The sequence below is a fragment of the Paracoccus wurundjeri genome (genome assembly GCF_030678915.1).
GTDB lineage: Bacteria > Pseudomonadota > Alphaproteobacteria > Rhodobacterales > Rhodobacteraceae > Paracoccus > Paracoccus onubensis_A.
The window spans coordinates 67437-91162 of sequence record NZ_JAUUTZ010000009.1; the positions used below are offsets into that span (position 1 = coordinate 67437).

The 23726-nt window shown below is 62.2% G+C and carries 25 protein-coding genes; 15 read left to right on the forward strand and 10 right to left on the reverse strand.

The annotated features are described in order from the left end of the window. Positions 1 to 33: 33 nt before the first annotated feature. Both Q0601_RS10835 and secG read right to left on the reverse strand, forming a co-directional pair. Positions 34 to 1677, reverse strand: coding sequence for a CTP synthase (locus Q0601_RS10835; RefSeq protein ID WP_305289846.1), 1644 nt, complete (start codon positions 1675 to 1677; stop codon positions 34 to 36). 152 nt (positions 1678 to 1829) lie between these two features. Then, on the reverse strand, positions 1830 to 2411 hold the full coding sequence (gene secG, locus Q0601_RS10840; RefSeq protein ID WP_305289847.1) for a preprotein translocase subunit SecG: 582 nt from the start codon (positions 2409 to 2411) through the stop codon (positions 1830 to 1832). 83 nt (positions 2412 to 2494) lie between these two features. Between secG and Q0601_RS10845 the strand changes: the two genes are divergently transcribed. From Q0601_RS10845 to Q0601_RS10910, 14 genes are all read left to right on the forward strand, one after another. Then, positions 2495 to 3940, forward strand: coding sequence for a cobyric acid synthase (locus Q0601_RS10845; RefSeq protein ID WP_305289848.1), 1446 nt, complete (start codon positions 2495 to 2497; stop codon positions 3938 to 3940). Between the two features lie 258 nt (positions 3941 to 4198). Then, complete coding sequence (gene ispH / locus Q0601_RS10850) at positions 4199 to 5155, forward strand: 4-hydroxy-3-methylbut-2-enyl diphosphate reductase (protein ID WP_305289849.1); 957 nt, start codon at positions 4199 to 4201, stop codon at positions 5153 to 5155. Between the two features lie 72 nt (positions 5156 to 5227). Then, positions 5228 to 5830, forward strand: coding sequence for a glutathione S-transferase family protein (locus Q0601_RS10855; RefSeq protein WP_305289850.1), 603 nt, complete (start codon positions 5228 to 5230; stop codon positions 5828 to 5830). Next, the gene (locus Q0601_RS10860) at positions 5827 to 6429 is read left to right on the forward strand and encodes a LysE family translocator (RefSeq protein WP_305289851.1); all 603 of its coding nucleotides are present in this window, start codon (positions 5827 to 5829) and stop codon (positions 6427 to 6429) included. The genes Q0601_RS10855 and Q0601_RS10860 overlap by 4 nt, the downstream gene beginning before the upstream one ends. Beyond that, positions 6426 to 6875 carry a ribonuclease HI gene (gene rnhA / locus Q0601_RS10865; RefSeq protein WP_305289852.1) on the forward strand — a complete coding sequence of 150 codons (450 nt, stop codon included), beginning with the start codon at positions 6426 to 6428 and terminating at the stop codon, positions 6873 to 6875. Before Q0601_RS10860 ends, rnhA begins: the two co-directional genes overlap by 4 nt. Beyond that, a complete protein-coding gene (locus Q0601_RS10870; protein WP_305289853.1) occupies positions 6872 to 7510 on the forward strand; it encodes a trimeric intracellular cation channel family protein in 639 nt (212 codons plus the stop codon). Before rnhA ends, Q0601_RS10870 begins: the two co-directional genes overlap by 4 nt. 105 nt (positions 7511 to 7615) lie before the next feature. Then, complete coding sequence (locus tag Q0601_RS10875) at positions 7616 to 8041, forward strand: hypothetical protein (RefSeq protein ID WP_305289854.1); 426 nt, start codon at positions 7616 to 7618, stop codon at positions 8039 to 8041. Positions 8042 to 8204: 163 nt separating this feature from the next. Continuing rightward, on the forward strand, positions 8205 to 8381 hold the full coding sequence (locus tag Q0601_RS10880) for a hypothetical protein (protein ID WP_182912702.1): 177 nt from the start codon (positions 8205 to 8207) through the stop codon (positions 8379 to 8381). Positions 8382 to 8691: 310 nt separating this feature from the next. Then, positions 8692 to 9849 (forward strand): ABC transporter substrate-binding protein, encoded by a 1158-nt coding sequence (locus Q0601_RS10885; protein WP_305289855.1) that lies wholly within the window; start codon positions 8692 to 8694, stop codon positions 9847 to 9849. A 51-nt stretch (positions 9850 to 9900) separates the two neighbouring features. Further along, positions 9901 to 10827: a branched-chain amino acid ABC transporter permease gene (locus tag Q0601_RS10890; protein WP_305289856.1), complete on the forward strand. Its 927-nt coding sequence runs from the start codon at positions 9901 to 9903 to the stop codon at positions 10825 to 10827. A 4-nt stretch (positions 10828 to 10831) separates the two neighbouring features. Next, positions 10832 to 11812, forward strand: coding sequence for a branched-chain amino acid ABC transporter permease (locus Q0601_RS10895; RefSeq protein ID WP_305289857.1), 981 nt, complete (start codon positions 10832 to 10834; stop codon positions 11810 to 11812). Next, positions 11809 to 12573 carry an ABC transporter ATP-binding protein gene (locus Q0601_RS10900; protein ID WP_305289858.1) on the forward strand — a complete coding sequence of 255 codons (765 nt, stop codon included), beginning with the start codon at positions 11809 to 11811 and terminating at the stop codon, positions 12571 to 12573. The genes Q0601_RS10895 and Q0601_RS10900 overlap by 4 nt, the downstream gene beginning before the upstream one ends. Then, positions 12570 to 13268: an ABC transporter ATP-binding protein gene (locus tag Q0601_RS10905; RefSeq protein ID WP_305289859.1), complete on the forward strand. Its 699-nt coding sequence runs from the start codon at positions 12570 to 12572 to the stop codon at positions 13266 to 13268. Before Q0601_RS10900 ends, Q0601_RS10905 begins: the two co-directional genes overlap by 4 nt. A gap of 29 nt (positions 13269 to 13297) precedes the next feature. Next, a complete protein-coding gene (locus tag Q0601_RS10910) occupies positions 13298 to 13732 on the forward strand; it encodes a cupin domain-containing protein (RefSeq protein WP_305289860.1) in 435 nt (144 codons plus the stop codon). A 249-nt stretch (positions 13733 to 13981) separates the two neighbouring features. On the opposite strand, the gene Q0601_RS10915 is transcribed toward Q0601_RS10910, so the two are convergent. From Q0601_RS10915 to Q0601_RS10950, 8 genes are all read right to left on the reverse strand, one after another. Next, a complete protein-coding gene (locus Q0601_RS10915) occupies positions 13982 to 15223 on the reverse strand; it encodes a flavin-dependent oxidoreductase (protein WP_305289861.1) in 1242 nt (413 codons plus the stop codon). Positions 15224 to 15252: 29 nt separating this feature from the next. Then, on the reverse strand, positions 15253 to 15651 hold the full coding sequence (locus Q0601_RS10920) for a RidA family protein (RefSeq protein ID WP_305289862.1): 399 nt from the start codon (positions 15649 to 15651) through the stop codon (positions 15253 to 15255). Next, the gene (locus tag Q0601_RS10925; protein ID WP_305289863.1) at positions 15652 to 16092 is read right to left on the reverse strand and encodes an acyl-CoA thioesterase; all 441 of its coding nucleotides are present in this window, start codon (positions 16090 to 16092) and stop codon (positions 15652 to 15654) included. Continuing rightward, entirely contained in the window at positions 16092 to 17714 is a 1623-nt protein-coding gene (locus tag Q0601_RS10930; protein ID WP_305289864.1) for a benzoate-CoA ligase family protein, read from the reverse strand. Before Q0601_RS10930 ends, Q0601_RS10925 begins: the two co-directional genes overlap by 1 nt. A 2-nt stretch (positions 17715 to 17716) precedes the next feature. Next, positions 17717 to 18874 carry an acyl-CoA dehydrogenase family protein gene (locus tag Q0601_RS10935; protein WP_305289865.1) on the reverse strand — a complete coding sequence of 386 codons (1158 nt, stop codon included), beginning with the start codon at positions 18872 to 18874 and terminating at the stop codon, positions 17717 to 17719. Further along, positions 18874 to 19710 carry an enoyl-CoA hydratase family protein gene (locus Q0601_RS10940; protein WP_305289965.1) on the reverse strand — a complete coding sequence of 279 codons (837 nt, stop codon included), beginning with the start codon at positions 19708 to 19710 and terminating at the stop codon, positions 18874 to 18876. Before Q0601_RS10940 ends, Q0601_RS10935 begins: the two co-directional genes overlap by 1 nt. A 249-nt stretch (positions 19711 to 19959) precedes the next feature. Further along, positions 19960 to 20715: an SDR family NAD(P)-dependent oxidoreductase gene (locus Q0601_RS10945; RefSeq protein ID WP_305289866.1), complete on the reverse strand. Its 756-nt coding sequence runs from the start codon at positions 20713 to 20715 to the stop codon at positions 19960 to 19962. Beyond that, on the reverse strand, positions 20712 to 23000 hold the full coding sequence (locus tag Q0601_RS10950; RefSeq protein ID WP_305289966.1) for a bifunctional salicylyl-CoA 5-hydroxylase/oxidoreductase: 2289 nt from the start codon (positions 22998 to 23000) through the stop codon (positions 20712 to 20714). Before Q0601_RS10950 ends, Q0601_RS10945 begins: the two co-directional genes overlap by 4 nt. Positions 23001 to 23190: 190 nt before the next feature. On the opposite strand from Q0601_RS10950, the gene Q0601_RS10955 reads away from it, so the two are divergent. Then, complete coding sequence (locus Q0601_RS10955) at positions 23191 to 23694, forward strand: MarR family winged helix-turn-helix transcriptional regulator (RefSeq protein WP_305289867.1); 504 nt, start codon at positions 23191 to 23193, stop codon at positions 23692 to 23694. Positions 23695 to 23726: the final 32 nt, after the last annotated feature.

Here is a 23726-nt window from a genome sequence, read left to right on the forward strand (position 1 = left end):
AACAATGGCCTTTCCAGTTCAGCAAGACGGGCTTTAGACCAGCCGCCCCTCATCCATCGCGGCGCGGACGAACCCTGCGAATAGCGGCGCGGGCTCGAAGGGCTTGGACTTCAGTTCCGGATGCGACTGCACGCCGATGAACCACGGGTGATCGGGATATTCGATCACTTCCGGCAGTTTGCCATCGGGCGACATGCCCGAAAAGACCAGCCCGACCTTTTCCAGCGCATCCCGATAGGTCGCATCGACCTCGTAGCGGTGACGATGACGGTCCTCGATTTCCAACGCGCCGTCATAAGCCTCGGACACCTTCGAACCGGGGGTCAGCACGGCGGTATAGGCGCCCAGGCGCATCGTGCCGCCCTTGTCGTCGGTCAGTTTGCGCTGCACCTTGTAATTGCCCTGCACCCATTCCTTCAGATGATAGACAACCGGGGTGAACCGCGTCTCGCCCGCCTCGTGATCGAATTCCTCGGAACCCGCGCCGGGCATTCCGGCAAGGTTCCGGGCCGCCTCGATCACCGCCATCTGCATGCCCAGACAAATGCCCAGATAAGGCACTTTCTTTTCGCGGGCATAACGGGCCGCGGCGATCATGCCTTCGGTTCCGCGCTCGCCGAAACCGCCCGGCACGACGATGCCGTGATAACCGTCCAGCAGCGTGACCCCATCGCCTTCCAGCTTCTCGCTGTCGACCCAGTCGGCCTGAACCCGGACCCGGTTCGCCATGCCGCCATGGGTCAAGGCCTCGGCAATGGATTTATAGGCATCCTCAAGCTGCGTATATTTTCCGACCACGGCAATCCGGACCTGTCCTTCGGCATGCTCCAGCCGGTCCATCACATCTTCCCAGCGGGCCAGATCGGGCCGCGGGGCCGGGCTGATCCGGAATGCGTCCAGAACCGCACGGTCAAGACCGGCACGGTGATAGGCCAGCGGCGCGTCATAGATCGAACTGAGATCATAGGCGGGTATGACCGCATCCGGCCGGACATTACAGAACAGTGCGATTTTGGCGCGTTCCTTTTCGGGAATGGGCTGTTCCGAGCGGCAGACCAGCACATCCGGCGCGATGCCGATCGAGCGAAGTTCCTTGACGCTGTGCTGGGTGGGCTTGGTCTTCAGCTCACCCGAGGCCGCAAGCCATGGCAGCAGCGTCAGATGCATGAAAATGCATTGCCCACGCGGCCGGTCCTGACTGAACTGGCGGATGGCCTCGAAGAAGGGCAGGCCCTCGATATCGCCGACAGTGCCGCCGATCTCGCAGAGCATGAAATCGACCTCATCTTCGCCTATGGCAAGGAAATCTTTGATTTCATTGGTAACGTGGGGGATGACCTGAATGGTTTTTCCCAGATATTCGCCCCGGCGCTCTTTCTCCAGCACGTTGGAATAGATGCGTCCCGAACTGACGGAATCGGTGCGCCGCGCGGAAACGCCCGTGAAGCGTTCGTAATGGCCCAGATCCAGATCCGTTTCCGCGCCGTCATCGGTGACGAAGACTTCGCCATGCTCGAACGGTGACATGGTGCCGGGATCGACATTCAGATAGGGATCCAGTTTGCGAAGCCTGACGGTAAAGCCGCGCGCCTGCAACAGAGCGCCAAGCGCCGCGGATGCCAATCCCTTTCCAAGGGACGAAACCACGCCGCCAGTGATAAAAATATAACGCGCCATGGAGCCCCCGTGATGATAAAATTCGGCGATTTTGCGGGCCGTGGAACAGCCTGCATCACGGGACTTAAGTTATAACCGATTCGTCCCGTGGCCGCAATGGACCGCAAGTTGATGTAGGGAAAATTACTTATTCCCCTATGTCTTGTATGTCGTTAATTCGCCGGTTGCTGTTGTTCCGGCGCAGCGGGTTCTGCGTTTTCCGCTGCGGGCTCAGATGCAGCTTCCGGCGCGGCACTCTCTGCGGCGGGCGGCGTTTCCACTTCGCTTGCGGCAGGCGCTTCCACATCAGCGGCCGGAGCTTCGGGCGCTGCCGCCTCGGGTGCTGCGGCGTCTGGTGCTGCCTGGCCATCATCCGCTGCCGGTGCGGTGCTGCTGCCTGCTGGCGCATCGGGTGCCGGAGGCGTCAACGGGTCACCGCCGGTCGAGGGCGGGGGCGTGTATTCCGGCAATGCGGGCATGGTCGAGCCCTGCCGTGATTCGGGCACGCCGATCTGATCCATGATCGAACTGTTCGAGACGCTCCGCGCCGCGATGATCGTCAGGCCGATCGAGGTCGCGAACAGGGCGATGCCCAGCGCCCAGGTGAATCGCGTCATCCAGTTCGCGGCCTGGCGTCCCGACATCACGCCGCCACCGCCGCCGCCGCTGCCCATTCCAAGCCCGCCCCCTTCAGAGCGTTGCAGAAGCACGACCCCGGTCAGCAGGACTGCCAGGATCAGGTGAACGGTCAGCACGACGTTTTCCACAGAATTCGGCCTTTCATTTGCGGACGGGCCTATCTAGTCATCCATGCAGATGAAGGCAAGCGGAGTGTCTCATGCCCGCCACAAAACCCCGCGCGGTGATGATTCAGGGCACCGGCTCGAATATCGGCAAGTCGCTTCTGGTCGCGGGCCTGTGCCGTGCGGCGCTGCGGCGGGGGCTGAAGGTCGCGCCCTTCAAGCCGCAGAACATGTCGAATAACGCCGCCGTCACTGTCGATGGGGGCGAGATCGGCCGCGCGCAGGCCCTGCAGGCCCGTGCCTGCGGGCTGGAGCCGGTCACCGATATGAATCCGGTGCTGCTGAAACCCGAAACCGATACCGGCGCGCAGGTGATCCTGCACGGCCGCGCCATCGCAAGGGCCGAGGCACGGGATTACGCCGCGCTGAGGCCCCGGCTGATGCAGGGCGTGCTGGACAGTTTCGCGCGGTTGCGTACCGCATATGATCTTGTGATCGTCGAGGGGGCGGGCAGTCCGGCCGAGATCAACCTGCGCCCGCGCGATATCGCCAATATGGGCTTCGCGCGGGCGGCGGCTGTGCCGGTGGTGCTGGCCGGAGATATCGACCGGGGCGGGGTGATCGCGCAGATCGTGGGTACGCAGGCAGTGATTGATCCGGTGGATGCCGCCCTGATCCGCGGCTTCCTTGTCAACAAGTTCCGCGGCGATCCGTGCCTGTTCGACGACGGCTATCGCGAGATCGAGCGCCGCACCGGCTGGCGCGGTTTCGGCGTGCTGCCCTGGTTCGCGGCGGCGCATCGCCTGCCTGCCGAAGATGCCGTCGATCTGCGGGTACCGGGGGGCGAGGGGCTGCATGTCGTTTGCCTTACCCTCTCGCGCATCGCGAATTTCGATGATCTCGATCCGCTGGCCGCCGAGCCGGGGGTCCGGCTGACCATGCTGGGGCCGGGACGTGCAATTCCCGGGGATGCCGATCTGGTGATCCTGCCGGGCACGAAATCCACGCTTGGCGATCTGGCATTCCTGCGCGCCCAGGGCTGGGATATCGATCTTGTCGCGCATGTCCGGCGCGGCGGGCATGTGCTTGGCATCTGCGGCGGCTATCAGATGCTGGGCCGGGTGATCCGCGATCCCGGCGGTTCCGACGGGATGGCGGGCGAGGTCGAGGGGCTGGGCCTTCTGGATGTCGAAACCACAATGTCCGCGGCCAAACGCACGATTCGCGCCACCGGCACTGCGCTTGGCAAGCCGGTGACGGGCTACGAGATCCATATGGGCCGGACCTTCGGCCCCGACTGCGCGCGCCCCTTCGCACAGATCCCCGGCCCCGACGGAGCGATCAGCCGCGACGGAAGGATCCAGGGCAGCTATCTGCACGGGCTCTTTGCCGATGACCGGTTTCGCGCCGGTTTTCTTGCGCGTCTCGGCGTGGCCTCGCAACCCGGATATGAGGCTGGTGTGGAAGAGACATTGGACGGTCTTGCACGGCATCTCGAAGCGCATCTGGATATATCCGCGCTTCTGGCTCTTGCGGATTGAAACCGCTCTGCGCCGGGTATCGACGCTGCTGCCGCTCTCTGGCGCAGTTTTCGGGATTTTTTCCCGAGCCTGATGATCCCCGTGGTGATTTTGGGCGGTCCTTCTTCTTTGTCGAAATACCTTCGGGGGTCCGGGGGCAGACAGCCCCCGGCATTCGCGGGACGCCCCGGCATTCGCGTGACGCAATGACGATCTTGCCGGCGAATTTGCACAGGCTCTTGTCTGGACGACGGATCGCGCTCAGGTTAGGGCATGACAATGGAACAGAAGAAACCGCCCCTGACGCTTTATCTGGCCGCCCCGCGAGGTTTCTGCGCGGGCGTGGACCGGGCTATCAAGATCGTGGAACTGGCGCTGCAGAAATGGGGCGCTCCGGTCTATGTGCGCCACGAGATCGTGCATAACAAATATGTCGTCGATTCCCTGCGTGAACAGGGCGCGGTCTTTGTCGAGGAACTGGACGAATGCCCCGATGACCGCCCGGTGATCTTCTCGGCCCATGGCGTGCCGAAATCCGTCCCGGCCACCGCGAAGCAGCGCGAGATGGTGTTCGTTGACGCGACCTGTCCTCTGGTCAGCAAGGTCCATATGGAGGCGGCGCGTCATCATGCCGAGGGGTTGCAACTGGTCATGATCGGTCATGCCGGCCATCCCGAGGTGCTGGGCACGATGGGACAACTGCCCGAGGGCGAGGTGATTCTTGTCGAGACGGTCGAGGATGTGGCCTGCCTGACCCCGCGCGATCCCGAACGGCTGGCCTTCATCACCCAGACCACGCTGTCGGTCGATGACACCGCGCAGATCGTGACGGCGCTACAGGCGCGGTTCCCGGGGATCATCGGCCCCGCCCGCGAGGATATCTGCTATGCCACCACCAACCGTCAGGCGGCAGTCAAGGCGATCGCGCCGAAGATCGACGCGCTGCTGGTGATCGGTGCGCAGAATTCCAGTAATTCCAAGCGGCTGGTTGAGGTGGGGCGGGCCTCGGGCTGTGCTTATTCGCAGCTTGTGCTGCGGGCGGATCAGATCGACTGGCGGGCGATCGACGGTGTGCGCAATGTCGGCGTGACAGCGGGCGCAAGCGCACCCGAAGTGCTGATCGACGAGGTGATTGACGCTTTCCGCGCACGTTATGATGTAACCGTCGAAATTGTCGAGACCGCGCAGGAGAATATCGAATTCAAGGTGCCGCGGGTTCTGCGGGAGACAGCATAGCGAGGGGCGCCGCCCCTCTTGGCCTGCGGCCAATTCACCCCGAGGTATTTGGGCAAAGAAGAAGGTAGGGAAATGCGTCTTTATTCGATGCCGTCTTCGGGAAACAGCTACAAGATCAGGCTTTTGTTGTCTCTGACCGGGCGGCGGGCCGAGGTGGTCGATTGCGAGGACGGATCCGAGGCACTGGCGCAGGCCAGAGCCGGAGGTGTTCTGCCCTTCGGCAAGGTTCCGGTGCTGGAGCTGGACGACGGGCATAAGCTGGCCGAATCCGGGGCGATCCTGTGGTATCTGGGGGAGGGGACGGATTTCGTGCCCGGCGATCCGGTTCTGCGGGCGCAGATGCTGGGCTGGATGTTCTGGGAGCAATATAATCACGAGCCAGTCATCGCGGTGCGCCAAGCGCTTCTGAATTATCCGCGCCGTGCCGCAGAGGCGACGCCCGCGAGACTGGATGATCTGCTGCACCGGGGTCATGCGCTGCTGCAGGTCATGGAAGAGCATCTGGCCGGAAATGACTGGCTGACAGGCGGGCCGAGTCTGGCGGATATCTGTCTTTACGCCTATACCCATTCTGCCGGAACACGCGGGGGGTTCGGGATGGAGCGGTTCCCCGCAATCGGCGCATGGCTGCGCAGGATCGAAGCGCTGCCCGGGTATAAGGAGCTGAGTGAATGAGTTTCGAATATCTGCTGACGGCGTTCATCGTCTGCGCCGTGCCGGGGCTTGGGGTGATCTATACCCTGTCCTCGACGCTTGGCGGCGGGATGCGTGCCGGGCTTTGGGCCGCGCTTGGCTGCACCATTGCGACGGTGATTCACATGCTGGTGGCCATGGCCGGGTTGGCGGCACTGCTGCATGCCAGCGCCGTCCTGTTCCAGGCGGTGAAATTCGCGGGTGTCGCCTATCTGCTCTGGATGGCATGGGGCGTATTGAAGGGCGAGGGAGGCTTGCGGTTTCATGCGGCAGCGCAGGTTCCGCCGCGACGGCTGATCTGGCGCGGAATACTGCTTAACCTGTTGAATCCCAAACTGCCGATGTTCTTCATGGCGTTCTTGCCGCAATTCCTGCCCGCCAATGCTGGGATCGGCGCGCTATTCGAACTGGGCCTGGGATTTACCGGAATGACCTTTGGCGTCTTCGTGCTTTATGCCGCCCTTGCCGCCAGTGGCCGGGATGCGGTGCTGGCATCGGAATCCGCGATGCGATGGCTGCGGCGGGTCTTTGCGGCGTCATTCGCTATGCTGGGGCTGAAACTGGCGGTGAGCCGGGCGTGACAACAATTTTCGCATGGACCGACGGGGCTTGCAGCGGCAATCCCGGTCCCGGAGGCTGGGGTGTATTGTTGCGGGCCAAGGAGGGCGACAGGATCGTCAAGGAGCGGGAATTGCAGGGCGGCGAGGCCGCGACCACCAATAACCGCATGGAACTGATGGCGGCGATCTCGGCGCTCGAGGCGCTGACCCGGCCAAGCGAGATTACCGTGATCACCGACAGCGCCTATGTGAAGAACGGCGTCACCCAATGGTTGCATGGCTGGAAACGGAATGGCTGGCGCACCGCGGGCAGGAAGCCGGTGAAGAACGAGGAATTGTGGCGGCGGCTGGACGAGGCGCAGGCGCGGCACCGGGTCGAGTGGCAATGGATCAAGGGCCATGCCGGCCATGCCGAGAACGAGCGCGCGGACGAGTTGGCCCGCGCCGGGATGGGGCCTTTCAGATGAGCTTCGAGGCGCTGCTGGTGGCGCTGGATTACGGGGCGGTCCTGATATTCGCCCTGACCGGGGCGCTTGTCGCCAGCCGCGCGCAGCTTGATCCGGTGGGGTTCATTTTCATGGCGGCCCTGACAGCGGTGGGCGGCGGTACTTTGCGGGATTTGATATTGGGGCGCGAGACGGTGTTCTGGATCGAACATCCCTCATATGTGCTGATGGCTGCTGCGGCGGCCCTGCTGGTGTTCTGGACCGCGCATCTGATCGAAAGCCGCTACCGGCTGCTGGTCTGGCTGGACAGCGTCGCCTTGGCGGTCGCGGCCGCAGCCGGGGCGGGGGTGGCCATGGAAAGCGGCGCGGGCCCGGTGATCGTCGTGATCATGGGAATCGTGACCGGCACATTCGGCGGGCTGATGCGCGATGTCGTCGGGAACGAGGTTCCCCTCGTGCTGAAGCAGGGGCAGCTTTATCTGACTGCGGCTTTTGGTGGGACATTTACGGCTGCCTTGCTGAACTGGCTCGGGTTTCGGCAGGGCGACGCTTTGATCGCCTGCGCGGCGGTGGTCTGGATTCTGCGCGCCGGCAGTCTGATATGGGGGTGGAAACTGCCCGTTTACCGGCCTCGCCCGCCAAGAGGGCCGGGTTGAACGATTGCCAGAACAATTTTTTTTCACTCAAAGTGAAAATGTGATGCAACCAAAAGGCGTGTTCGGGTAATGAATCTCCGGGAATACCCTGCAGGAGTGTTTGACATGAAGACGATCTCGATGCTGCTTGCCGCCGCCATGGCGGTTGCGGTGGCCGGCGTGACGCCGGCTGTCGCGGATCCGGGGAAGGGCAAGGGCCATAAGCACGCGCAAAAACATAAGCACAAGCACGCGTATAAGCATCGCGGGCATGTCCGATACGGTTCGAACTGTCCTCCGGGGCTGGCGAAAAAATATCCGGCCTGCGTGCCTCCGGGGCAGGCGCGGAAACACGCGGTCCGCTATGGAACCGGTATCGGTGACATCCTGCGAATCGCTGATTATGTCCGGATCAACGATTATGATCGCTATGGTCTCGAACGGCGCGATGGCTGGAATTACTACCGCAATGACAACCAGATTTATCGCGTGGACAGCGGAACCCGGAAAGTTCTGGCGGTTCTGAACCTGATTGACGCTTTTTCGCGGTAATTTCCGCGTCACGGCGATTGTTCCGGCCGGCTGCATCTGATCCCTTCTGCGCTGGTCTTGCATTTTTGCGTCAAGACCGGGGTTTCCGGATGACTTGGCGCGGAACCATAACTGAACCGAAACGTTTCAATTCGTGAAACTTTCCCGAGAAAAGGGTATAATCATGCAGAAACTGACCGCTATCCTGTTTTGCGGCCTGACGCTGGCGGTCACCGCCTGTGGACCCAATACCGCAACCCGCGCCACCACCGGCGCCGCGACGGGTGCGGTCGTCGCCGGGCCTGTTGGTGCAGTCGCCGGCGCTGCTATCGGTGGCAGCGGTGCGGTGCGTGTCAGATAACAGAGCGTTGTCAAAAGGACGAGCTACCCGTTGTAACCTTCCCTGTTACCGGCAGGCCGCGTCCTGTCGTGTTACAACCGCATATCTGACCACTGGAAGCATTGTCGCGACCGTTTTTCGAGGGTGCAATTTCTTTTCGACATTAAAATTTTAAACTTGAAGCAAAATCCGTTTTCCACCACTATTCTCCCAAGCTATGATTCTAAAATGGTCTGCGGTATCACGACAGGCATATCTGGCTGCAAGGCGCTCTGGCCATGCGGATCCGCATGCCGGAAGGCATTTCGGTCAGGCAACAGGGAGAAAAATTATGAAAAAACTCGGAGCAGCGGTCGCGGCGGGCGTAATCGGCATTGGCGGTTCTGCCGCTGCCGAGATCAAGGTGGGGATGATCGTGACCCTGTCGGGGCCACCTGCGGCGCTTGGCCAGCAGGCAGTGGACGGGTTCAAGCTTGCTCTGGAGGATCTTGACGGCAAACTGGGCGGCGAGGAGGCCAAGCTGGTCGTCGAGGATGACGGGCTGAAGCCAGAGGTGGCGCTTTCCGCCGCAACCTCTCTGGTCGAGCAGGAGCAGGTCGATTTCGTCGTCGGCACGGTTTTCTCGAACATGTTGCAGGCGATTTTCCGGCCCGTGGTCGAATCCGAAACCTTTCTCATCAGCCCGAATGCCGGGCCTTCGACTTTCGCGGGGAATGCCTGCAATCCCTATTTCTTCGTGACCTCGTATCTGAACAACCAGAATGCCGAGGTGATGGGTAAATACGCGCAGGAGGCAGGCTATGAAAAAGTGTTCATGCTTGCGCCCAATTATCAGGCCGGGCGGGATAATCTGGAAGGCTTCCGGGTCCATTACGAGGGCGAGATCGTCGATGAAACCTATGTTCCGCTGAACAGTCAGGACTATTCCGCCGAGATCGCCCGGATCGCGACATCCGGGGCCGATGCGGTCTTTGCCTTTGCTCCGGGTGGCATGGGCGTGCGCCTTGTCGGGCAGTTCCGCGACAGCGGGCTTGCCGACAAGGTTCAGTTCATGTCGGTTTTCACCACGGATGAAACCACCCTTCCGGCGCAGAAAGACGCGGCAGAGGGCTTTATCGCCGCAGGAAACTGGGCGCCGGATTTCGAGGGCGAGGCAAGCCAGGCCTTTGTCGCCGCCTTCCAGGAGAAATTCGGTTATGTCCCGGGCGGCTATGCCATGCAGGCTTATGACGCAGCCATGCTGATCGACAGCGCCGTCAGTGCCGTCGACGGCGACCTGAGCGACAAGGCCGCGGTGCAGGCTGCGCTTGAAGCGGCGGATTTCACCTCGTTGCGCGGTGATTTCAGCTTCAACAGCAACCATTATCCGGTGCAGGATTTCTATCAGCTATCGGTTGCCAAGCGCGAAGACGGCCAATGGGCCACGGCGATGGGTGAACTGGTCATCAAGGATTATGCCGACAATTTGGCTGAAGAATGCAGCATGTAAGCTTTCTGGCGGGACCGGCTGCGGTTCCGCCGATTTGCGGATAGAATCCTGATGTCATTGACGCTGCTCATCCTCCAGATTCTGAACGGGCTACAGCTTGGCGTGATCCTGTTCCTGATTGCCGCCGGGCTGACGCTGGTTTTCGGGGTCATGGGATTCATCAATCTCGCCCATGGCGTGCAATATATGCTTGGCGCCTATCTGGCGGTGTTCCTTTACGGGCTGACCGGCAATTTCGTCGCCGCGCTGGTCCTGGCGCTGCCGCTTGCGCTGTTGCTGGGGCTGCTGCTGGAATTCCTTGTGTTCCGGCATCTTTACGACCGCGATCATCTTAGTCAGGTGCTGGCGACATTCGGGGTGATCCTGTTTCTCAACGAACTCATGAAAATGCTGTTCGGGCCGGCGACGCTGAGCGTTCCGCCTCCGGAATTCCTGAATTTCTCGTTCAAGCTGGTCGATGGGCTGCTTTATCCCGCCTATAAACTGGCGGTGATTGTGGCGGGGCTGCTTGTGGCGCTTGGCCTGTGGCTGGTGATCACGCGCACGCGCATCGGGATGCTGATCCGCGCAGGGGCGACTACGCCTGACATGGTATCCGCGCTGGGCGTGGATGTCCGGCGGCTGTTCCTATGTGTCTTCGGTTTCGGCGCGATGCTGGCGGGTTTCGCCGGAGTGATGGCCGCGCCCATCTTCGCGGTCGAGCCGGGCATGGGGGACAATCTGCTGATCGTGGCTTTTGTCGTGATCATCATCGGCGGCGCGGGCTCGATCCGGGGCGCCTTCGTTGCGGCGCTGCTGGTCGGGCTGGTGGATACGCTGGGACGGATGCTGGTGATCGACGGGTTGCGGCTGATCATGAACCCCTCGGCGGCCAATCAGGTCGGCCCGGCCATTGCCTCGATGCTGATCTATGTGCTGATGGCGCTGGTGCTGTTCTGGCGGCCACAGGGGCTTTTCGCCCCGAAAGCCGCGAGGTGACGGGATGAGCGAGCAGACAAACCCGGAAGCCAAGGCGGCAACCGCAGCCGCCATGCCGCTGATCGTGACACTCGTCCTTTTCGCGGCGCTTGCCCTGATCCCGCTTCTTGCCCAGTTCTATGGCGGTGGCTGGCTGACCTCGCTCGCGGTGCGGGCGATGCTGCTGGCGATCGCGGCCATATCCCTTGATCTGCTGATCGGGCATGGCGGGCTGGTCAGCTTCGGGCACAGCGCCTTTATCGCGATCGGGGCCTATACCTGCGGGATCATGATCACCGAGGGGGTGGACGAGATCGCCCTGATCCTGCCGGTCGCCATGGCCGTGGCAGGCGGCTTTGCCCTTGTCAGCGGCGCAATCAGTCTGCGGACCTCGGGCGTTTCCTTTATCATGATCACGCTGGCTTTCGGCCAGATGGTCTATTTCGCGCTTGGTTCGCTGGCGCAATACGGTGCGGATGACGGGCTGACCCTGTGGGCGGCGCCGGGTTTTCTGGGCGGCAAATGGCTTGCCTCGGATATCGGCGTATATGTCACGGTCCTGCTGTTGCTGATCGGGACATGGGTGCTGGTCCACCGGATCACCGGTTCGCGCTTTGGCAGAGTACTGCGCGCGGCGCGGCAAAACCCTGTCCGTGTGGCCTCGATGGGCTATCCGGTGCGCCGCTATCAGTTGGCGGCCTATTGCATCGCCGGAATTATCGCCTCGGTGGCCGGGGTCATGTGGGCAGTGCAGTTCGCATTCGTCAGCCCGTCTTTGTCGGCATGGCAAAGTTCGGGCGATCTGATCGTGATGGTGATCCTTGGCGGGATGGCCAGTCGCAACGGCGCATTGATCGGGGCGTTGTGCTTCATCCTGATCGAGGAAAGCCTTTCCGCGATCACCAATGACTGGCGCCTGATCTTTGGCCCGTTCCTGGTGCTGATCGCGCTTTACGCGCGCGGCGGGCTTGCGGGGCTGCTTGACCGGATGAGGGGGCCGCAATGAGCGAGGCGATCCTGCAATTATCCGGTTTGCGCAAAGCCTTCGGTGCGCTTGTCGTGACCGATGACGTTCATCTGGAACTGCGCCGGGGCGAGTGTCACGCCTTGATCGGCCCGAATGGCGCAGGAAAATCGACGCTGATCCATCAATTGTCGGGAATGCTGCAACCGGATGCGGGAAGCATCGTTTTCATGGGGCAGGACGTGACCCGCCTCAGCCAGTCTGAGCGCGCGCTGGCAGGGTTGGGCCGCTCGTTCCAGATTACCTCGATCCTGCCTGAATTTACGGTGCTGGAGAATGTCGCGCTTGCCGCGCAGGTTCGGGCCGGATCCAGCTTCCGCTTTCTTGGCCGCGTCGCGGATGAGCCGCTGTTGAACGAAGCCGCGATCTCGGCTCTGTCGCGGATCGGGCTGGCGGGAAAGTCGGAAATGGTGGCGGGTACGCTGTCCTACGGCGAAAAGCGCCTGCTGGAGCTTGCCATCGCAATCGCGGGCCGCCCCCATGCGCTTTTGCTGGACGAGCCGCTGGCCGGTATGGGGCGCGCCGAAAGCGCCAGCCTGACGCAGGTGCTGCTGGCATTGAAGGCCGAATATCCCATCCTGCTGATCGAGCATGACATGGAGGCGGTGTTCCAGCTTGCCGACCGGGTCTCGGTGCTGGTGGCAGGGGCAATCGTCGCGACAGGCACACCGGATGAGGTTCGGGCCGATCCCAAAGCGCGGGCCGCCTATCTGGGCGATGACCATCCGGAGGGCGCGGCATGAGTCTGCTGTCGCTGAAAGGGGTCACCGCAGGCTATGGCGCGGCTCAGGTTTTGTTCGGCGTCGATCTGGATATCGGCCAGGGCGAGGTCGTCACGCTTCTGGGCCGCAACGGCATGGGCAAGACGACGACGGTTCGCGCGATCATGGGGCTGTTGCGCCCCTGGCAGGGCGAAATCCGCATCGCCGGACAGGATCTTACCGGACAGCCGCCATATCGTATCGGTCGTGCCGGGATCGGGCTCGTGCCCGAGGGGCGGCAGGTGTTCCCGACCCTTTCGGTGGAAGAGAACCTGCTTGCCACGGCCAGAACGCCCGAAGGGCGCAACCGCTGGGATCTTGCGGCGGTCTACGGATTCTTTCCCCGGCTTCAGGAACGGCGCGGCCATCTAGGATCGCAGCTGTCGGGCGGCGAGCAGCAGATGCTGGCCATCGGTCGCGCCCTGATGACCAATCCGCGCTTGCTGATCCTTGACGAGGCGACCGAGGGGCTTGCGCCTCTGATCCGCGCCGAAATCTGGCAGCGGCTGGCGGAGCTGAAGGCCGAGGGCGAGGCGATCCTGCTGATCGACAAAAATCTGGACGCGCTGACCGAACTGGCGGACCGGCATTACGTCATCGAGAAGGGCGAGATCGTCTCGACGGTGCCCGCGGGGCAGGAGGTCGCGGCGACGCTGGAACGGCATCTGCATCTCTGACATGTATTCGATAACAGGAGGAAGACAGCATGGATCATGGAGTAACACCGGCCGCCGATGCGTTGGGCGGCAAGGCATGGACCGTCGTCGGGCAGACCTATACGCCGAAACTGCGTTCTGAAAACGCCTTCATCTGGCATGCGGTTATTCCGGCGGATACTTTCGTGCCGCCGCATATCCATCCGTTGCAGGACGAATGGATATATGTGCTGGAAGGTCACCTTGAAATCGAGTTCGGCGCGGAAAAACATTCCGCCGGACCTGGGGATACCGTGTTCATGCCCAAAGGCATCGCGCATGGAATCTTCAACCGCTCGGGCAAGACGGCAAGCTGCACCTTCGGGGTCGCGCCGACCGGCAGGCTGTTCGAGCTGTTCGGCAGACTGGACGGCGTCACCGATCCGCAGGAACTGGTCCGTATCTCGGCCGAGCATGACGTGGATTTCCTTCCGCCTCCGGGCTGAGCGCAATACCGCCCGATGACGGAAACCGTGGCCGTGGTGTTTTCCCGCGGCCCCTTATCCACAATACAGGACGCTGTCGCCCGCCGCCCGCTACCCCGGCCGGCACACCGATATTTCTTCTTTGTTCAAATACCTTGCCGGGGGTCTGGGGGATGCAAAATCCCCCAGCGATCGCCGGAGGCAAAAAAACCTCAATCCCGGTCGCCCCGCAGCCGTCATCCATATGGGGCTTCGCGGTTTCCCGTTTCTTCAGCCGTCCGCTTCCGGCGCGGCAAATCCCGCCAGCGTTTCGTAATCCCCGACGATGGCCCGAAGCTCTTCGGGGGTGGCGATGTCGTGAATATCGGCAAACCCATCCGGCGCGCGGTTCTCGACGAAATCGATCACGCCTTCCGGCCCGCCCGAGCGGTTGGCCGCGACGATCGCCGCCGTCGCCGGTCGGCGTTTCGCGTCATAGGCCTCCAGCGCCTGAATGACATCGCCGCCCTGCGCCAGCCGGTCGGCCAGATCGCGGGCGTCAAGGATCGCCTGGCTCGCGCCGTTCGAGCCAACCGGATACATGGGATGCGCGGCGTCGCCCAGAAGCGTAACCCGCCCATGCGACCAGCGGGGCAGGGCGTCGCGGTCGCACATCGGGTAGACGAAGATATCTTCGGTCGCGCGGATCAGATCCGTGATATCCAGTTCGGGAACAGACAGATGCCCTTTGGCCATCCGCAGCGCCTCTTCCGCAGGGGCCTTGCGCGACCAGTCCTCGCGCGTGGGGATCGGGGCCGAACCGTCGCCCAGCCGGGAACACACAACCCAGTTGGTCAATGCCTCACCGGGCCGGTCAGGATCATGGGCGATCGGGTACAGCACCAGCTTGTGCCTCATCCCGCCCGCCACGATCATCGACGCGCCGTCAAGGAAACGCGGCCACCAGACGGCGCCGCGCCACATCAGGACACCGTTCCATTGCGGCGCCCCCTGATCGGGATAGAAACTGCCGCGCACCACCGAATGAATGCCATCGGCCCCGATCAGCACATCGCCGGTTTCCTGGAAGCGCGATCCGTCGCGAGATTCGAACCATGCGGTGACCTGTTCGGCGGATTGCTCGAACGAGACAAGCCGCCGGTCGCCGCTGACCGCATCCGGGCCAAGCCGGTCCAGAACCGCGTCATGGATGGTTTTCTGCAACCTGCCGCGATGGATCGAGAATTGCGGCGAATTCAGCCCCGCCCATGTTCCGCGCGGCTGCGCCACGATATCCTGCCCGCGCCCGGTCTTGTAGATCAGCCGCCGCGTGCGCACCGCCACCGCGTCAAGCGCGGGAAGAAGGCCCAGCCGCTCCAGTTCCGCAATCGCATGGGGCAGGGTGTTGATGCCGACCCCCAATTCACGGATTTCGCGCGATTGTTCGAAGATCCGCGCATCGATCCCGCGCTCATGCAGCATCAGGGCCAGTGTCAGGCCACCGATGCCGCCCCCTGCGATCAGTATTTTCATCCGCTTCCCCCCTTGCCCGGCCCTGTCCGTCAATCGGCCAGAACCGCTGTCGCCTCGATCTCGATCAGGGCCTGATCCTCGATCAGGGCCGCCACCACGACCATCGTCATCGCCGGGAAATGCCGGCCCAGAACCTTGCGATAAACTTCGCCCACTTCTTTCTGGCGGGCAAGATATTCGGCCTTGTCGGTGACATACCATGTCAGGCGGGTGATATCCTGCGCGGATCCGCCGGCCGCTTCGACGATTGCCATGACATTGCGCAGGGCCTGTTCCATCTGGCCGATGAAATCGCTGCTTTCGAATTCCTGCCGTTCGTTCCAGCCGATCTGGCCGCCAACGAAAAGCTGCCGGTCCCGGGTCAATACGCCATTGGCATAGCCTTTGGGCGCGGCCCAGTTTTCGGGGGTGATAAAGCTATGTCCCATCTATTCTTCCTCATTCTGTAGATATGGCATGAGATCGCGGCGGATATCCTTGGGCCAGGGGCAGGGGTGGCCCTCTGCGTCCACCAGAACCAGCGCCGAGCGGAATATCATCCGGGGTTCCCCGCCCGCATGCGCGGTGACCCGCATATGCGCGCTTGTCTTGCCCAGCCGCGCCAGCCACAGCGCAAAGCGCAGCCTGTCGCCATGCCGCGACGGGTGCGTGAAACGCGCTTCAAGCTGCGCCGTCGGGACCGCGCCGTCGTGATGGAGTTTTTCGAACGGGTGGCCGATATGATCGAAGAATGCTTCGACCGTGTCATTCATCATCTCGAAATAGCGGGGATAGAAAACGATCCCCGCCGGGTCGCAATGGCGGAACAATATCTTCTCGTCCCGCAGGAATGCGTGGCCGGGAATGGTGATATCGGTGCGGAGAGTCATCAACCCTGCCCGTCGCGCAATCGGAAACGCTGAATTTTGCCTGATTCCGTTTTCGGAAGCGCGGTGATGAATTTGATCGAGCGGGGATATTTATAGGGCGCGATTTCCGCTTTCACATGCGCCTGCAGCAGCTTGACCATATTTTCGTCGCCTGCCTGTCCCTCGGACAGGACGACATGTGCCTGAACGATCTGACCACGTTCGTCATCGGGCGCGGCCACCACCGCGCATTCGACAACGGCGGGATGCGAGAGAAGCGCCGCTTCCACCTCGGGTCCGGCGATATTGTAGCCTGCGGAAACGATCATATCGTCGCTGCGGGCGGCGAAATGCAGGTAGCCGTCCTCGTCCATCACGAAGGTATCGCCGGTGATGTTCCAGCCGTCCTGCACGTAATCCGCCTGCCGGTCATCGGCCAGATAGCGGCATCCGGTCGGGCCGCGTACCGCCAGCCGCCCGGGTTCTCCGGCAGGAACGGGTTTGCCCGCGTCATCGACGATTTTCGCCTCATATCCGCTGACGGGTCGCCCGGTACATGCGGGGCGGTGATCGTCGAAACGGTTCGAGATGAAGATATGCAGCATCTCGGTAGAGCCGATCCCGTCCAGCATGGGCTTGCCGGTCTTGGCCATCCATTCTTCGTAAACCGGGCGCGGAAGGGTCTCGCCCGCCGAGACTGCGGCGCGCAGGCTGGACAGATCCGCGCCCTCATCCATGGCCCGCAGCATGGCGCGGTAGGCCGTGGGGGCGGTAAAGCAGACCGTGGCGCGGAACTTCTCGATGATCTCGATCATATTGGGCGGCGACGCGGTTTCCAGAAGCGTTGCCGTTGCCCCGAAGCGCAGGGGAAACACCGCCAGCCCGCCCAGACCAAAGGTAAATGCCAAAGGCGGAGAGCCGACAAAGATATCATCCGGTGTTACGCCAAGGACTTCCTTCGCATAGCCATCCGCGATAATCAGCAGATCGCGATGATAATGCGCCGTTGCCTTGGGTTTGCCCGTGGTGCCCGAGGTAAAGCCAAGCAGAGCCACATCGTCGCGCGAGGTCTGGACGGCATCGAAGCTGACGGGCTTTTCAAGCGCCAGCCGGTCGAGTTCCGCATCGTGGTTCAGGGTGCCGTCAAAGCCAACCACCGATTTCAGATGATCCGAAGTTTTCGCGCAGCTGACCATTTCATCCATCAGCCTGGTGTCGCAAAGCGCATGGGTGACCTGAGCCTTGTCCACGATCTTGGCCAATTCTCCCGCCCGCAGCATGGGCATGGTATTGACGACCACTGCGCCGGCTTTCGTGGCTGCCAGCCAGACTGCGACCATGGCCGGATTGTTGGCCGAACGGACCAGCACGCGATTGCCCGGCCTGACACCCAGATCCTCGACCAGTACATGGGCCAGCCGGTTGGTCCAGTCCGCCAGTTCCTTATAGGTGCGGCGGCGGCCGTTTCCGATCAGGGCGGTGTGGTCGCCAAAGCCGCGCTCGACCATGCGATCGGTCAGTTCCACGCCGATATTCAGTTTCTCGGGATAGTCGAATCCGGCCAGCAGGAAATCCGGCTGCGCCTTGGGCGGCGGCAGATTGTCCCGCGTGAATGTATCGATATGGGCTGTATAGCCAGACATCGTCAACTCCCCCTCAGTTGATCCAAAACCTGCCGCGCGATGATGATCCGTTGCACGTCAGAGGCGCCCTCATAGATGCGCAGGGCGCGGATATCGCGGTAAAGCGCCTCGACCTTCTGGCCGCTGCGCACGCCATCGCCGCCATGCAACTGCACGGCGCGGTCAATCACCTGCTGGGCCTGATCGGTCGAGAACAGCTTGGCCATCGCCGCCTCTCGGCTGACCCGCGCCGCACCCTGATCCTTGAGCCATGCGGCGCGATAGATCAGCAGCGCGCTTGCATCCACATCCACGGCCATATCGGCGATATGCGCCTGTACCATCTGCATATCAGCAAGCGGTTTGCCCGCGATATGGCGCTCGGTCACACGGGCTACGGATTCATCCAGCGCGCGGCGGGCAAAGCCAAGCGCGGCGGCGGCAACCGTGGTGCGGAAGACGTCCAGAACCGACATCGCAAGTTTGAACCCCTGCCCCGGCGCGCCGATCATGGCCGAAGCGGGCAGGCGCAGATCGGAAAAGCGCAGCCGGGCCAGCGGATGCGGGGCCATGACTTGTAACCGTTCGACCACCTCGAAACCGGGCATGTCGGGGGTGACGATAAAGGCGGACAACCCCTTTGCCCCCGGCGCTTCGCCGGTGCGGGCGAACACCGTGTAGAGATCGGCGATTCCGCCATTCGAAATCCATGTTTTCTCGCCGTTCAGGATATAATCGTTGCCGTCCTTCGTGGCGGTCATGGTCGAATTCGCGACATCGGAGCCCGATTGCGGCTCGGTCAGGGCGAATGCGGATATCGCGCGGCCTGTCGTGGTCAGGGGCAACCATCGCTGCTTTTGCTCGGCCGTGCCGAAAAGCGAGATCGCCCCGGTTCCCAACCCCTGCATCGCGAAGGAGAAATCCGCCAGCCCGTCATGCCGGGCCAGTATCTCGCGCGAAAGGGCCAGTTTTCGCACATCCAGAGGCGTGGCGTCAAAGCTTGCGGTATGGTCCAGCCAACCGGCCCCACCCAGTTCTGCGACCAGTTTGCGGCAGGTGCTGTCGGTGTCGCTATGGTCGATGCCCGTAAGGTTGCGGCTTGCCCATTCGTCCAGTTCTTCCGCGAAATCGCGGTGATGCGGTTCGAAAAACGGCCAGTCAAGAAAGCTGCGATCCGCCATCAGTTGCCCTCGAATACCGGTTTGCCCTTGGCGACAAAGGCGTTGTAGGCGCGGGTGAAATCCTCGGTTTGCATGCAAATCGCCTGCGCCTGCGCCTCGGCCTCGATGGCCTGCTCGATGGACATTGCCCATTCCTGTGCCAGCATCGTCTTGGTCATCATATGCGCGAAATTGGGGCCTGCCGCGATGCGCCGGGCCATTTCCGTCGCTTCGGCCTCCAATGCATCGGCGGCGACCACGCGGTTGTAGAATCCCCATGCCGCGCCTTCCTCGGCGCTCATCGCGCGTCCGGTGTAAAGCAGTTCCGCCGCGCGTCCCTGTCCGATGATCCGGGGCAGGATGGCGCAGGCCCCCATATCGCAACCAGCAAGCCCGACGCGGGTGAACAAAAATGCGGTCTTCGCCTCGGGCGTGGCGATGCGCAGATCCGAGGCCATGGCGATGATCGCGCCCGCACCGGCGCAAATACCGTCGACGGCGGCGATGATCGGCTTGCCGCAATTCACCATGGCCTTGACCAGATCCCCCGTCATTCGGGTGAAGCTCAGCAGATCTTTCATGCTCATGCCCGTCAGCGGGCCGATGATGTCATGCACATCCCCGCCGGAACTGAAATTGCCGCCATTGGGGGCAAAGACCACGGCGCGGATATCGTCGGAATAATGCAGATCGCGGAACCAGTCGCGCAGCTCGGCATAGCTGTCGAAGGTCAGCGGGTTCTTGCGTTCGGGCCGGTCAAGCGCAAGATGGGCGATGCCGTCCTCGATACGGCATTTGAAATGCTGAACGTCACTTCGCATGGCTGTTTCCTTTTTGGATCGTTTCGGACTTGGCAGGCATCCTTGGGCGCACCGCTATATCCCGGCGCGGAATCGAGGGCCGGAGGCCCGCCGCGCGGCGCCCCGCCGCTCCCACGGACGGGCGCTTGGGTGACGTTAATTCGGCGGGTCGGGCGTCGTTCGGGGTTTCACCATAAAGTGCCGACCACAACCGCGCCTGCGCCCATCCGCGGCCGGGCACTGCGCGGCTTCTCTCGGTTGTCGAGACCAAGGGCGGCCTATTGACCCCGAGTCCTACCACCTCCCTCACACCTCACCCCCCGACAGGCTAAGCGCGTGACCGTTCACCGATGTCGCCGCGTCCGAGCACAGCCACAGCGCGGTGCCCGCGACCTCTGCTACATCGATCAGGCGCTTCTGCGGGTTCCCGGCGATCAGGGTTTTCGTCGCAGCATCCTTGTCCACGCCGGTTCCGGCCATGATCGTCCGGATCGAGTCCTGCAATAGCGGCGTGTCCATAAAGCCGGGGCAGATCGCATTCACCGTCAGCCCGCTGCGCCCCAGTTCCTGCGCAAGCGCCCGGGTCAACCCGATGACTCCATGCTTGGCGGCGCAATAGGGCGCGACATAGGGATAACCCTTCAGCCCGGCGGTCGAGGCGATGGCGATCAGCCGCCCCCAGCCGGCGGTTTTCATCTCTTCATGCGTGGCCTGCCACAGATTGAAAACGCCTTCCAGATTGACGGCCAGCGACGCCCTGAAATCCGCACCCGTAATCTTGCGGAACGGGGTGCTTGGCGCGGCGCCCGCATTGGCGATGGCGATGCTGATCGGGCCGTTCTCTGCACGGGCGGTTGACAGAGCGACATCGAGTTCGTCGCGGTCGGTGACGTCAGCGGTGACGGCGAAAGCCCCGGTTTCCTTCGCTATGGCACGCAAGGGAGCCTCGCGGCGACCCATGATTGTCACGCGTGCGCCGCCCGCCGCGAATTGCCGGGCGATCTCGGCACCGACACCCGATCCGCCACCGGTAACCACCACATGCTTGCCCGCCATACTCATACCGGAGTGACCTCTGTATCGCGGTCGGCCAGCCGCCATGCCTGATCGCGACCCGCCTGATAGGGCAGGGGCCATTCTTCATGCCGGTCGCCGATGGCGGTTGCCGCATGCAGGGTCCAATAGGGATCGGCCAGATGCGGTCGTGCCAGACAGACCAGATCGGCCCGCCCAGCCATCAGGATGGAATTGGCGTGATCGGCTTCGTAAATATTGCCAACCGCCATGGTTGCGATACCGGTTTCGTTGCGAATCCGATCCGAGAACGGCGTCTGGAACATCCGGCCATAGACGGGCCTTGCCTGCGTCGATGTCTGCCCGGCGGAAACGTCGATGATATCCGCCCCCGCGTCGTTGAAGGCGCGGGCGATGGCGACGGCTTCTTCCGGGGTCACGCCATCCTCGCCAACCCAGTCATTCGCCGATATCCTGACCGACATGGGCTTGTCCCCGGGCCAGACCTCACGCATCGCGCGGAACAGTTCCAGCGGATAGCGCATCCGGTTTTCCAGTGATCCGCCATATTCGTCCTGCCGGATATTGGACAGGGGCGAAATGAAGGACGACACGAGATATCCATGCGCGGCATGTAGTTCGATCATGTCGAAACCGGCGCGTTCCGCCATCCGGGTCGCGGCCACGAATTCGTCGCGGACCCGGTCCATATCTTCCCGGGTCATCTCGCGCGGGGTCTGGTTGTTGCCGGACCATGGGATCGCCGATGCCGACAGCAGTTCCCAGTTATCCGCCTCAAGCGGCGCATCCATTTTCTGCCAGCCCAGCTGAGTCGAGCCCTTGCGGCCCGAATGGCCGATCTGGCAACAGATCTTCGCTGCGGTTTCTTCGTGGATGAAATCCACGATCTGCCGCCATTTCGCTTCATGTTCAGCGGCATAGAGGCCCGGACATCCCGGTGTGATCCGGCCTTGCGCACTGACGCATGTCATCTCGGTAAAGATCAGCCCGGCGCCGCCCTTCGCCCGCTCGCCCAAATGCACAAGATGCCAGTCGGTCGGGCAGCCATCCTTTGCCTTGTATTGCGCCATGGGCGACAGAACGATCCGGTTCTTCAATCTCAGGTCGCGCAGCTTGAAGGGTGCGAACATCGGCGCGCGAACTGGCGTTTCCGGCCCGCCCGCATGGGTCTGAAACCAGCGTTCCGCATCTTTCAGCCATTCGGGATCGCGCAGACGCAGGTTTTCGTGACTGATCCGCTGCGACCGGGTCAGCAGCGAATAGTTGAACTGCACGGGATCAAGACGCAGATAGCGATGCACATCCTCGAACCATTCCAGAGAGTTGCGTGCCGCAGATTGCAGGCGCAGCACCTCCAGCCGCCGCTCGTCCTGATACAGCCGGAAAGCCTGTTCCAGGTCAGGCTGCGAGGTCACGTAATCGGCAAGCGCAATGGCGCTTTCCAGTGCCAGCTTGGTGCCCGATCCGATGGAAAAATGCGCGCTGGCCGAGGCATCGCCCATCAGCACGATATTCTCATGATGCCATTTCTCGCAAAGCACGCGCGGGAAGTTCAACCATGCCGAGCCACGGATATGGCCGGCATTGGTCATCAGGCTGCGCCCGTTCAGATGTTTTTGGAAAATCTTTTCACAAATGGCGATGCTTTCCTGCTGGCTCATCTCGCCGAAGCCATAGGCGTCCCATGTGGCCTGATCGGTTTCGACGATGAAGGTCGCGGTATCCTCGTCGAACTGATAGGCATGGGCCCAAAGCCAGCCCTTGTCGGTTTCCTCGAAGATAAAGGTAAATGCGTCGTCGAATTTCTGATGGGTGCCAAGCCAGACGAATTTGCAGGCGCGCAGATCGATATCGGGCTTGAACTGTGCGGCATATTCCTGACGGATCCGGGAGTTCACGCCGTCGCAGGCCACGACCAGATCGTAGTCGCGCGCATAATCGGCGGCGCTTTCCACCTCGGTTTCGAAGCGCAGCTCGACGCCCAGCTCCCGTGCACGTTCCTGCAACAGCAATAACAGCTTCTTGCGCCCGATTCCGCAGAAACCATGTCCGGTGGAAACCAGTTTTTCGCCCCGGTAATGAACGGCGATATCGTCCCAATACGCGAAATGAGCGCGAATTTCCGCGGCACTTTTCGGATCGTTGCGATGCAGATTGTCCAGCGTTTCATCGGACAGCACGACGCCCCAGCCGAATGTATCATCGGGGCGGTTGCGCTCGATCACCACGACCTCTGATTCGGGTTGGCGCAGCTTCAGCGAGATCGCGAAATAAAGCCCGGACGGGCCGCCGCCTATACACGCCACGCGCATCGCCATGATCCTCCGCCTCCTGTTCATGCTGCCGGGGAAAAGTAGAAGAGAGGGCTGGTTATTTCAACTAAAAAATTTTAAGCTTGAAGTAATTATGGGCCGCAGGCGATGTTGGCATGCTGAAGACGTTTTCGCCTTGAAAGTTTTCGGCCCGACGTGAAACCTTGTTCTGCGAAGAAAAGAGGATCGCATGCTCGAAGGTAAGCAACCGGACGAAAAGCAAGATTTCGCTTCGTCAGACGATGGCGCCCTGGCCGTGCGGCGGCTGAAGCTGTGGATTCGGATGCTTGGCGTCACCCGGCTGGTCGAGAACCAGCTTCGCGAGTTTCTGCGCGTCGACCATGACACGACCTTGCCGCGCTTTGACGTCATGGCGACGCTGCACAGACGCCGCGACGGGCTGAGCATGACGGAACTGTCGCGGACCCTGCTGATTTCGAATGGCAATGCGACGGCGGTGGTGGATCGTCTGGTCCGCGACGGGCTGGTGCGGCGTATTCATTCCGACGCGGACCGTCGCCGCGTCACCGTGATCCTGACGCCCAAGGGGGTGGCGCAATTCGAGGCCTTGGCGGTCAGGCACCGCGCCACGATTGACCGCCTGTTCGCCCAGCTTGACGATGCGGATCTGGACATGATGCGCGACGTGCTGCGGCGCCTGCGCAGCGATCTGACCGGCGAAAGTGGCGGGTAGCGCGGTTGTTGCTGGAGGAGCGCCAAGCGACT